Origin of the sequence: Cecembia lonarensis LW9, assembly GCF_000298295.1 — a bacterium.
Taxonomy (GTDB): Bacteria; Bacteroidota; Bacteroidia; order Cytophagales; family Cyclobacteriaceae; genus Cecembia; species Cecembia lonarensis.
On record NZ_AMGM01000001.1, the window covers coordinates 161,195 to 173,639 of the forward strand.

General features: G+C 41.0%; 8 protein-coding genes. 2 read left to right on the forward strand and 6 right to left on the reverse strand.

Annotated features, from left to right (window positions below):
• Positions 1–11: 11 nt before the first annotated feature.
• Complete coding sequence (locus B879_RS00710) at positions 12–1,184, reverse strand: aminotransferase class V-fold PLP-dependent enzyme (protein ID WP_009183200.1); 1,173 nt, start codon at positions 1,182–1,184, stop codon at positions 12–14.
• A gap of 135 nt (positions 1,185–1,319) precedes the next feature.
• The gene (locus tag B879_RS00715) at positions 1,320–2,525 is read right to left on the reverse strand and encodes a glucuronyl esterase domain-containing protein (RefSeq protein WP_009183201.1); all 1,206 of its coding nucleotides are present in this window, start codon (positions 2,523–2,525) and stop codon (positions 1,320–1,322) included.
• Positions 2,526–2,640: 115 nt separating this feature from the next.
• Here B879_RS00715 and B879_RS22485 point away from each other — a divergent pair, with 115 nt between their 5' ends.
• Positions 2,641–2,811, forward strand: coding sequence for a hypothetical protein (locus tag B879_RS22485; protein WP_193786154.1), 171 nt, complete (start codon positions 2,641–2,643; stop codon positions 2,809–2,811).
• A 7-nt stretch (positions 2,812–2,818) separates the two neighbouring features.
• Here B879_RS22485 and B879_RS00725 read toward each other — a convergent pair whose 3' ends face one another.
• The 3 genes from B879_RS00725 to B879_RS00740 all read right to left on the reverse strand — a co-directional run bounded on the left by B879_RS00725 (position 2,819) and on the right by B879_RS00740 (position 8,373).
• Positions 2,819–4,468, reverse strand: a complete 1,650-nt coding sequence (locus B879_RS00725) for a sulfatase family protein (RefSeq protein ID WP_009183202.1) — start codon at positions 4,466–4,468, stop codon at positions 2,819–2,821.
• Between the two features lie 88 nt (positions 4,469–4,556).
• Positions 4,557–6,143, reverse strand: coding sequence for an arylsulfatase (locus B879_RS00730; RefSeq protein WP_009183203.1), 1,587 nt, complete (start codon positions 6,141–6,143; stop codon positions 4,557–4,559).
• A gap of 571 nt (positions 6,144–6,714) precedes the next feature.
• Positions 6,715–8,373 carry an FAD-dependent oxidoreductase gene (locus B879_RS00740; RefSeq protein ID WP_009183204.1) on the reverse strand — a complete coding sequence of 553 codons (1,659 nt, stop codon included), beginning with the start codon at positions 8,371–8,373 and terminating at the stop codon, positions 6,715–6,717.
• A 318-nt stretch (positions 8,374–8,691) separates the two neighbouring features.
• Here B879_RS00740 and B879_RS00745 point away from each other — a divergent pair, with 318 nt between their 5' ends.
• Positions 8,692–9,672, forward strand: coding sequence for a TlpA family protein disulfide reductase (locus tag B879_RS00745; RefSeq protein WP_009183205.1), 981 nt, complete (start codon positions 8,692–8,694; stop codon positions 9,670–9,672).
• A gap of 38 nt (positions 9,673–9,710) precedes the next feature.
• Here the strand turns inward: B879_RS00745 and B879_RS00750 are convergent, their stop codons facing one another.
• Complete coding sequence (locus B879_RS00750; RefSeq protein WP_009183206.1) at positions 9,711–12,191, reverse strand: hypothetical protein; 2,481 nt, start codon at positions 12,189–12,191, stop codon at positions 9,711–9,713.
• Positions 12,192–12,445 lie beyond the last annotated feature (254 nt).

Sequence of the window (12,445 nt, forward strand, 5' to 3'; positions counted from 1 at the left end):
ATGGGAATAATTTAGGCTTTTTCAGCCAAAATTTTATCAAGGACCTGAATTAAAGCCTTTATATCCTCCTCCGTATTGTACAAATGCAAAGACAAGCGGATGGCTTTACCCCTGATGGATACAAAAATCTTATTTTCCTTTAAGCGCTGAATGACCTCCCCGCTTTCCATTCCTTCCGGTAAACCCACCCCAATCAAGTGTTTGGCCCGGAAGTCATCCTCCTCCAACCAAAACCCATTTTCCCTGAAAAATTGAACCATTGGCTTAGACAAGGTTTCACAATAGCTTTGAATATTTGGTACTCCCCACGCCAGTAATTGCTCCAAAGCAGCATTGAACATAGGCAGTAGGATGAAATTGCCATATTCGCCGACATTGTACCTTCCTGCACCAGGGGTATAGTCTTCCACATATTCAGTGAGATTGGAAAATTGCTGGGCATTGCTTCGGTTGACCCAAGTCTCTTCCAATGGCACTCCATGATTGAAGTATTCTGAATAATAAGCAGCCCCGATGGCATAAGGCCCCATCAGCCACTTGTAACCTGCACAGACCAAGGCATCCACTTGGCATTCCTGCACATCTATAGGTAGCGCTCCTACTGATTGGGTGCCATCCAAAATGAAGAAAGCTTTATTCTCTTTACATTTTTGACCGATAGCCTTCAGGTCAAATTGGGTACCATCTGCCCAATGAATGGTGGACATGACCACAACCGCCGTATCCTCATTGATGGCATCCAATATCCTTTGGTTCCAGACCTCTCCTCTTCCTTGATTGAATTCCGGTGCGGGAATGGTTTTTAACCGCTTATTATGATCCCTGCACCACTTTTCTATGGCATAATAACCACTCGGAAATTCATCAGATACAACTAGCGCAGTATTCCCATTATCCAAAGGCAAATTATTGATGGCGGTGCTCAAACCATAGGAAGCTGCAGGGATGATGGCCACCTGTTGGGCTGGACAATTGACCAATTTCCCAAAATTGGCTTTTACTTTTTCCCCAGTCTCAAAAAAGTCCTTGGGTTGAATAGAAGTTGGGTTTCTCTTCTGTATAAGGGCCTGAATACCGATTTCTTCCACGGAGCGAAGCAAAGGAGACATATATGCCCCGTTAAGGTAATGAATATCTTCTGGAAGTTGGAAAAGGTGTTTTTGGTTTTTCAAGATGTTTGACATTTTAATTTTTTATTGCCACAAAGGCGGTAAGACACTGAGTTTTTCACTTTCCATACCCGCGAATTTAGGAAGTTGGGACAGCTACTCTCTCACATCAATATGTGAATTGACTTTTTCAACCCGCAAAAAAGGTAATTATTTGCTGTCATGTCTTATTGGTTTTCCAAATTGAAGGTCGGCAAAATCCAGAAATCTTTTCCAATCCTCAGAAATAAGATTATGCTGACCTGCTCTGAGGTGATAACCCAAGGATCCTGAATGGTGAAAATGAGGGGCAAAAACATAATCTTCGGGCAAATCGATCTTTTCATCGTAAAGTTGTTGGTAAACTTGGGAAGCCAGTTTCAGGGAAAGGTATTCCCCTCTGGGATCAGCCCAAAGGTCCTCCATGGCACTGGCAATATATACTCCTCTTGGAGCGATAGAAGCAATCAATTGATGTTGGTCAAAGGGTAATTTTTCTTCTTTGCCATTGTAGGCATCAAAATTATCAGTGAACCAGTACGGAAAAACAGTATTGATCCTTTCCACCGTCTCTCCAAACTTTCGTCTGGAAAGAGCAGCCCCTCCACATCCGGATTCATTGGAATAAGTAAGGGACCATCGGGTATCATTGGCCCCACACCATAAAGCAGCCTTACCTCCTCGGGAATGTCCCACTACAGCAGACTTAGAATGGTCAATCAATGGATCCTGCTCAAAATAATCCATGGCACGCATTGCCCCCCATGCCCAAGCACCAAGGCCACGCATGCCATTGGGTAGTTGCATCTGTTCAGGATACAGTGTAGTTAGAATGCCTTCTGCAAACCTATCTTTATCATCCGGAGAAACATACGCCACATCAAAAATTGCCGCCACATATCCGCTCTGTGTAATTTGCTGAATATCAAAAAACTGATCCTCTTTATTGTTGATCAGGTCTTCCACTTTCCTATGACTGATCAATAATACTACTGGAAATGGACCATGTCCAACTTTTGGAGAAAACAGGTGTACTGGAATGGTCTGCTTATTGCCATTTCGGGAAACACCGATTTGGACTAGCTTATAAATGGAGAAGTCAGCATAAGGATGTGTAGTAATCACTTCTTCCTGAAAAGCAATTTCATCAAAGTCATTCGGCAATTGCCCATACATCTCATCCGCAAAAGCTTGAACCAGCTCAGGTCTTCGGATGGATTCCCAATCCTCTGTATTTTGAATCCGATTTCCCTCATAAGTCACAAACAGATCTGGAAGCACCAATTTTGGAACCAGGTTTTCATCATAATTAGCCGTCTGTTGGGAGTGAGCTTGAAGGCAATAGAGCAGGAAAAAAGATAAAATTAGGTTCTTCATAACTTATGGGATTGGACTTTTAGAAAACTACAAAAGAATGGATGGAAATTCAAACTGAAAGGACAATTGTTGGATTCCTTCCCATTTTTCGATACATTCACTAGGCATCCCCAAAGTGGTCATTGGAGAAAATAAAACTTTTCTAGGTGCAGAGGCACTCCTAAAGCAGCATGGCGTGGAAGTCATTGTCCTCAATAATCAGGAATGTATGGAATTGATGCATGCATTCATTCAAAAAAATCCCAATGAATGGAATGAAGATATTGGGGAGGAAGGCGCTATATAGATTGAAATTACTTTGCTTCAGTTATTTCAGAAGTCTTATACCCTATCCTCACTGCCCTGGCTACAATTTTTCCTCCAACAGGTATGGGCTGATGATAAAACGACCAATGTTTTCCACCAATCTTGTCCCCAACTTGATATGCGATGCTAGCTCCCTCAGTTGAAGATGACAAATGCCAAAAGCCATCTTTCTGCACAAATTGAACCACCTCAGTTTCTGGTTGTACCATACCTGGCCACATCATATTCACCAGGTCATACTCAGGTACAAATCCCAGATCCTTCACTTCCAATTGCCATGTTGAAAGCGCTGCACGCATCTCTTTTAACCTCCCTTCAAACTCAGGCAAATGGGCCAGATTATTAATCTCATCGGGGTCTTTTTGCAAATCATACAACTCCTCCAAAGGTTTGGTCTTCATAAAAATGTAAGCAGCACCACCTTCCAACTCACCCCTAAGATCCATCTCAATCAGTGTTTTGGTCATGTCAATCTGTTCCCTATAGGCATTCCGGTATATCAGAGGCAATTCCGGCCTAAAGTTGCGGATATACACATATCTTCCATCTATCACCGACCTGCTCATATCTACCGCTTCGTCAAATCTGTCAGCCGAACCAAAGGCATATTGATGAGGTTTCTCTACTTTAAATTCTCCCAAGAAGGCTTTTCCATGCATGTAGCTTGGAGGCTCCAGCCCTGCCAAAGACATAACTGTAGGACCAAGGTCCATCAAGGAAACAATATCTTCCACCACGGTTCCAGCTCCATAACCATTGGGAAACCTCACCAAAAGCGGTACCCTTAAACCCGAATTCCCGACAGCTCTTTTTTGCCTCAGCAAAGGACCTCCATGGTCTGACCAAAAGAAAATGATGGTATTGTCCAACAAGCCCTCCTTTTCCAAAGTACTTAGCATTTCACCCACTTGTTGGTCAAGTTCTAGGATATTGGAATATACCCTCCCTACATCCTGCCTGACTACTGGAATGTCCGGAAAATAATCAGGTAAGGCTACCCTACCCTTATCCGCCAACATGGGATCTTCTTTCTTCATAAAAACCCTGGATTCATGGGTGACCTCATGGTTGAAAACCGCGAAGAAAGGTTGGCCAGGGTTTCTATTTTTGTAAGTGGCATCCCGCCCGATTTCATCCCAAGCCGTGATAGGAGAGTTGAATTGGTAATCCGTCTTGGCATTATTGGAGGTGTAATACCCAGCAGCACGCAGGTACTCTGTAAAAACTTTCACGTAAGGCGGGGGTACCGCCGCATATTCGGGTACATTTCTACCTTTGATGTCTATAAGTCCATAATAATCCTGATAGGTTTCTTTTTCAGGCTCCCTAAAGGCATAATGCGGCCCCGTCCGCATATTATGGGTCCCAATGCTCACGGGATACATCCCTGTGATGATGCTGCTTCTGCTTGGTGCGCAAACTCCAACCGTGGCAAAGGCGTTATAATACGTAATTCCTTCCTTTGCCAAACGATCTATATTGGGAGTATGAATACTCGAATCACCATAAACTGCTAAGGTGGTACTAATATCTTCTACTGATATCCATAGTATATTAGGATGATCTGTCTGAGCTTGAACCGAAAAAAAGAAAAATAAAGAGAAGGGTATTACCAGGAATGATTGAATGTTTTTCATGTGGATATGATGCGTGCTGAGATGAAATATGCAAAAATTTGGATCAAAACACAATCATAACCTTTCATTCAACACCATCACCTATCCTTTACATATCTTCATATACAAAACTTTCATTCAGCGATTTTCTCCAAATTTTCAAGGACTCTTCAGCTGATAAATCATCTTTAGGGTAGTTGGGGCTATACAATAAGCTTTTGTCCCTGATCACCAATTGCTTGTTTTTAACAAATCCTTCTCCTCTAACTTCTAAATGCCTGATCATCCTATTTCTCCATTTTTCCAAGCTACCTTTATGGTTCATACTGTTGGACAAATCTTTTAACTCTTGTGGATCATGCTCAAGGTTAAATAACTGTTCTTTACCATTAAAGAACCAGATGTATTTTTCTTTACCATCTGTCAAAGCACACCAATAGTTATCATCCTGATAGGCTTCTGCATGTTCGAGATCAATGTATGCCCTCCAGTTGTTATCCGTTCCATTAATCAAACCCAAAATGGATTTTCCATCGATTATTTCAGGGATTTGACCTTTGGCAGCGTCCAAAAAAGTGGGGAGAATATCTCTTATTTCTACAGGATTATCTAAAATTGATCCTGCATCAGTAATGCTAACTTCATTAACAGGAAGTTTGATGACCATAGGTACTTTTGCTGACCCTTCATAGGCATAGGTTTTTCTCCAATGATGGTGATCTCCCAACATATCTCCATGGTCAGATACAAAAAGGATGAGACTGTTGTCATACATCCCTTTATCTTTCAATTTCTGAATTATTTTGCCGACCTGTTCGTCCAGAAAAGAAATCAGGGCATAATAATGTTTTTTACTTTTGAGAACATGCTCTTCTCCAAAATCCCCAAAAGCTGCCTCTCTGGTATTGGGATAATCAGCAAAACGTCCAGCCCAATCTCCAATAGCGGGCGGAGGAATTGTCATATTTTCATATTGATCCAAGAACCTTTGCGGTGGGTCATAAGGGCTATGGGGCCGGGCAAAAGAAATTTTGAGAAATAAGGGCGCTGCTAAATTATAATTATCAATAAAACTCATTGCCTGTTCGGCCTTCCAATGATCAGGGTGCAAATATTCTTCCAATTGATAGGTTCTCGCATTATGCTCATTCCATAGAATTCCGGTAGCATCAGGATCCTGACCAGGTGCTTGGTGCTTGAACCATACCCTGTAATCACTGATAAACCCTTCTGTTTCTACTCTCCCACTTTCGTCTACCAAAGTGCCATGAAATCCATGTAGTGATTTTTGGGGAAACCAGTGCATTTTGCCGATGCCGTAGGTATAATAACCCAAATCCCTTAGCATTTGTGGCATTTCAACTTTATACTTTCTGGCTACCTTTCCGTATCCAAGAAGTCCATGGTTCCAAGGTGCCATTCCTGTTAAAAGTGCAGCTCTTGCAGGTGTACAGCTGGGGGTAGAGGAATAGGCGTTGGAAAATGCAAAACCCTCTGAAGCCAGTTGATCAATATTTGGTGTTTTGATGGATTTGTTGCCAATATACCCCACTGCATCACCCCGCTGTTGGTCTGTCATGATAAGGATAATATGGGGTTTGCTTTCCTGGCCTTTGACAAAAATGGAATTGAATAAAAAAATAAGTTGAAAAGCAGAGTACTTGAGGATCAATTTTAACAAACCGGTTTTTTTCATCTTTAAGGGATTTTCATTTAAATGCTGTGGGTTATTCAGAACGAAATATCACGGAGCAATCCCAGCAAAGCATGACGGGCTATTTTTTTAACCCGAATTATGCATTAGGGTTCGTAGTAGCCTGTCCCGATGAATATCGGGAAGAGGTTAAAACACAAAAGAATCAAGCATTTAGCGAATGAAGCATAGTCATCTCTTTGGTGAACGAGCTAAATGCAGTGAAACGATTGATTATGTCCGCCGCGGCGGATGACCTCGTAATAACTTGTGCGCCGTGGCGTAGAAGTTCTAATGCATATTTCGGGTTCAAAATAAATTTTGACTTCTCCTGACTTAGAACCAATATAAAGAACAATTGGGGCATTTTCAAAGATCTGACATATTCCTGATCATTTACATTTGTCTTCGATTCATTGTAAAAGATGGGAATTTCAAATTCGCTTACAAATTCATTATAGAATTCTCAAAAAAACCGGAATCTAAAACAGAGGTAAATACAAAAAAAGCATGAAAAAACCCAGACCGAAAACCAGTCTGGGAATCAATCAGTTATTACCCATTTATTTAAATTTCACAACCTTTCCTTCAACACCATCACCTGTCCATCCGCTTTTAGTCTTTGCTGAATTTTTTCATAAGGCAAATCCTGGACAGCAATATTATCTTCTATGGCCAATGCTGCTGCAGTAGCTGCTGATTGTCCCAAAATCATAAACACCGGCTCCATTCTAATGGAACCAAAGGCCGTATGGGAACTGGATACACAGACAGGGACCAATAAATTTTCGCATTCTTCTTCCTTAGGTATAATCGTTCCATAAGAAATGCTGTAAGGTTCTTTGGGTTTGACACCAATATCCCCCTCATTTTGAACATACCCATTAGGACCGACAATGCGCTGCACATTATGGGAATCCAAATGGTAGGAACCCATTCCAATTGGGCTGATAACTTCTCTGTCACCAAGGACTTCGTGTTCTGTCATTACATCAGTACCTATCATTCTGCGGGACTCCCTTACATAAATCTGATGTGGCCAATGTCCATTATCTGTAAACTCATCTTTAGCTAAACCATATTCTGCGATTCTATTTCTCACTTTTTCAGGGACCTGAGGATCATTAGCCAGAAAATACATCAGACCCATTTGATAATCCTTATGTTCCTTAATGATTTCCCTTCTTTCTTCATAACTTGCCTCAGGATAGGCGTAGTTTTTCCCTATATAGTCTGTACTGAATGGGCCGTGATTGTTGGTGTCTGTTTTCAGATTGGGAATGGGATCAAATTTATCAAAAGTCTCGTCCCATCCTGCTGCATAAACTCTGGCCAATAGTTCATATCTGAAAGGGTCATAATTATCTGGTTTTGGAAAGGGCAACCTGTTATCAGGATGCCTGCTTAGACACATTCGGAAATTGTAAGCCTGCAATTTGGAATCCCCAGATCCATTGGGAGCTATAATTTCATCAGAAATTTCCGGTAACAAACCACTTGAAGGATCCCCTGGTACCACATACGGGGATATGGAGTCCCTGAAATAATGTCCATGTTGGTATACACCAAACTGTACCCCGTTCCAGGTTTCCCCATAAGTATCATTCGATTCCCTTCCAACATGGTAGCTGACTCCGGCAGCAGCCATCAAATCCCCTTCGTAAGTGGCATCAATAAACATCTTTCCCTCAAAAGTTTTTCCTGAAAGGGTCTTGATGGAAACAATCTTTCCATTGGATTTGGACACCCCTTTTTCCCTGTCCAACCACTCATCTCTATATACCTGAATGTCATACTCTCTTACAAAATCCTCAAAGACCTGCTCGGCAGCATGAGGTTCAAAAATCCACATGGTCCTGGCATCCCCATCGATGGCTGGCGTGCCCTGCCCTACATTGCCATAATCCTCCTTTTTCTGCCATTTCCAGGAGTCATCCTTTTGATAATGCATGTATATCCTATGATAAAATTCCCTGGCCAGACCTCCTATCACAGATTTGTCCCCTGTATCGGTAAACCCAAGACCACCAGAAGACAGCCCTCCCAAATGAATGTCCGGAGATACAACAATGACTGTTTTACCCATTTTCTTGGCCTGAACTGCTGCGGTGATGGCTGCCGAAGTGCCGCCATAGATGATGAGGTCCGATTCAAAAGCGTTAGGGTCTTTTGGTTGGCAGCTGATGCAGATTAGCAAGATTGCTAAAAAAAGGAGGTGTCGGGATTTGGGCATGGAGGTTTTTAGATTGAGTTACTAAACAATTTAAATTAAATATAATTCGATTCCAACTAAGGATCAACTTGATGCATAATCCCTAAGATTAATAAAGGCTTTCTTTAAGAAGTATACCAAATAATTATGCCTTATTAATCCAAATCGGGACTATAAAAAAATTATACCCTTTGTATCTAACCTTAGAAAAACTAACAATTTAAAAAAAACTAAAGCGGTAGGAAATTCAGAAAAGGGGTTTTATTTTTAACTAATTGTAATCAGCGGATTTAGTGAATTGCCTGGGTTTATAACTATTTAAAAGATAAAAAAAACGATATGAAGAAGCTTCTGTTTACTTTGATGTTTGTTGGAATTCTAGGCCAAACCATAGCACAGCAAACTGTCCACGTTTATGGGCAAATTGACCAACATGCTGCTTCAGATATCATTTTCCTTATTGTAGGAGAAAATGGTTTGCCAATAGAAATCGCAGCAGATGGAAGTTTTTCCGCTAATAGGGGCATCCATCAATTCCCATCCTATTTTTATCTTTCCAAGCTAAAAGGGAAAAAGCTTGAAAGACAAACTCCAAATATCTGGTTTGAAAGTAACAGTGTAAAGATCAGTCTTAACTTGGCAGATAAATCATTCGAAACGGCTCATTTAATGCCTTATCAACAAACCTCTGAAAAACTTGAGTCATTGGGTAAAAAAGAACTGATCAAGTATATAATGGAAAACCCCAATCAAATTCCAAGTTTGTATTTTGCTGAAAGGTATAAGGAAAGTATTCCATTGGCTGACTTGGAAATGTTTTACCAAAATATCCAAGAGGGTTATAAAAGTCACACTTATGGCAAAAGAATAGAAAACTACCTCAGTGCCAAACAAAGGGCTCCCTTAAAAAAAGGCCAAAAAATTGAAGACTTTCATTTGCCTGACAAAGAAGGAAATCAGGTTGCAATTATCGGGATGAGTGATAAACCCAAGTTAATTTCATTATTCTCTTCTGGCTGTGCTTATTCTGTATTGAGTATCGACCTGCTCGAAAAATTCAGTGAAATGAATGATAACAACATGGATATTATCACCATTTGGGAAGACGGTTCGGAAGATATTTGGCTCAATTCCAATACAAGTAGAAAAGAGAAAATCACTTGGTACAACCTTTGGGATGCATACGGATTTACCTCTGCTTATTTTAACAGGAACCTGTGGCCAACTTTTTATGTGGTCAATGAAAATGGAGAAATGATAGACACCTTCAGGGGCTACAGTAAAAAAACCTTAAAGCGGCTGGAAAAATTAGCAGAATAAGGTGTCGGGGAAGCATCTGAAATTATAAACATACCATTTCATTTGTATTCGAGCCAAGCTGTAGCATGGCAATTTTCATTTGACTTAAACCGTATCCATCTGGCCTGAAATCCAACAGGAAATTCATATTTGAACACCTCTCCTTGACCAACTTTAACTTTTTTATAGCTCATCCACGGTCCATGACCAATTGGTTCAACTTCAATTGTAAATTCAACTTCTTTATCAAGGTCATGGCTTATTTCGAGTGTTTTTTTGTCATAGTATCCGATCAGATATGGGTCGGAAGCTACCCCTTTTTGCACTTTGGAATTTTTCCAAGGCCCACCATATCCTTTTGGTTTTCCCAATTTCCAAAGATCGTCGATAACACCTGCCCAAATTGCTGCTTGTCCATCTTCTGATCTGAAGATATGTTCATTTTCAACCTGATTTCCAACTCCTGTCATAATCAAGAGTCCTCTGTAAGATGCATAATCATGAATCTGTAAATTATGTGAGGATACAGGCCTGATTTTGGCATATCCATCCGCATTTTCTGCGGGCAATTCATAAAAAGTTCCATGAGCATTGAATAGATCTCTTTCCGTCGCGACCTCTCTGCAAACCCTCAATAATCCATCATTTGTTTTTTGGGTATACGCCGGATCCCCCAAAGGCAGTCTCCACCTTCTGTTTTTATCATCGATAATCAAAACTGAGGCTTCGTCTACAATGATGGCATCTTTAGGAATAGCAAATTTGGTTTGGATAAAATTGCTTGTTTCAATATCGGTTTTAGGAATAAGTTGCATTTTTTCATCCAGTTCGTAATACCCTGCTTCAGTGAATACATTCTTATCAATTTTTCCAGCAACTATTCCCAACGCTCTTCTGTTGTCACCTAGTCCATACAACAATCCACCGACTGAACTTTCCTGATTAACTTTGGCAACACCATTGAATAAATCAGCTTCTCCAAAAGATTTGGATTTCACTCCATTGTTGTAAGAAAAATGAACTGTCGCCTTGGTATCTTTATCGGTTCTCACCCTAATCCACTCCCCTTTTTCGTTGCTTGGGAAATTAATTAAGTGGGTTTCTCCAGGGCGAACTTTTTGTGAAGTCAGAGATTTCCAGGTATTGTTTCCTTCTATTTCCACTTCAAAAACAAATTCAGTTTCAGAACTTCCTTCATTGAGAATCCATACCGACCTGTTGGTCCATCCCGCAAACAGAAAAGATTCTGAAAGCTCGCCAGCCTTCACATTTTCTGACAACCAAACAGCTCCGTTTGCTTCAGAGGGCCCAAGTTCGTCAGGAAGGTCTGTGGAGGTAAACCAAAGGTTCGAATTGGATTGCCCGGGTCCTTCAATCCCTCCTTTAGCCTTTCTGAGATTCAAGAATTCTTTCTGAGCAGAGTCATCAGTTCCAAAAACAAGTTGATCCTTCCATCTGGTAAAATCCCCAATGATTTTCAAATAGGCTGACCTAGGCCTGATTCCGATAGCGCTCTTTGAGGAAAAACCACTAGGGAATCTCCAAAACATCCCATGCATGGTCATCAAATAATCAGGATTATCAGGAGTGCCTATATCCCTGATTCTGGGCCATTCGGTATTCCAACCATGGGCGCCGTCATAACTGTGACTGGCTTTAGGTAATCTATAGAATGACCATTGGCTCCTATCTCTCACCCCTACCAAAATGGATTTATGGTCCCAACCTGTAGCCCAGATCGGATCTGTTTCGGGATTGGCATTACCATAAATCCCCCCAGGACCTGTAACCTCCACAAATTGAGCCCTTCGAACAGTTTTCCAATCCTTTCCATCCCATTCTGCTAAAACGCCTGATTCAATATCAAACTGTTCCAAAGCTTTTTGACCAGATTCACCATTATTGCTATAGACCAAGACCCCTTGACCGGAATAAACCCCTTTACCATGTTCTCCCAAAAGAAGAGAGCCTGGAGGATTAGCATCTGTATCTTTTCCCTTTTGCCTTCCTACATTGGCATCTTCATAGAGCATGGTAGGCTTGAGAGTTTTTACATCCACTTCATAAAAACCCTCTTCCATGGTGGCATAATAGATTTTGTTTTCAGGATCGAACAGGTGCCTTGCGTTCCCGGTATGTCTACCTGGCATGATATCATAAGGAATTGTCCTGACCTCACCTTGGTGGCTGATCGCATAGGGTCCTATAAAGAGCTGATTTGATTCTTGATGGATCATCCTATTGGCAGGAGTACCACCGATGCTTTCTTCTCGGACAATCATATTTAAATCATTATCGATTTCATAAAGTTTGTCAGAGGAACCAAAAGGCAAATGAGGTCCATACGTGATCACCCAAAGCTTATCGGCCCAAGGTACTACAGCACCTGTGCCACATTCCCCCTCCTCATTATAATAAGCTAAATGGGGATAAACTCCACTGATCTGGATCCAATCATTTTTATCATGCGCATCTTGCTCAGAGTTACATGCTAACAATGCCGATAGTATGAATAATATGTACTTAAATGCTTTCATCATTATAGTTGTATAGATTCCAGAAAGATTTCTAGTAAACTGGACTCTGAATTAAACTTAAATTTAAAAATCTCATCTATCGAGGCTATATAGCCCACAGATACATCCTTTGTACATCAAAGCTGTAGGTTTGTGTTCGACTTTTTTGGAGTCGCGATTCCCGAATATCAAAATTGCTTTTTAACCACGGGTCCACCCTTACCCTAAAGGAATTAAACCCCTATCTGGGTTGCTTCATAACCATTTCAAGCTTTTGT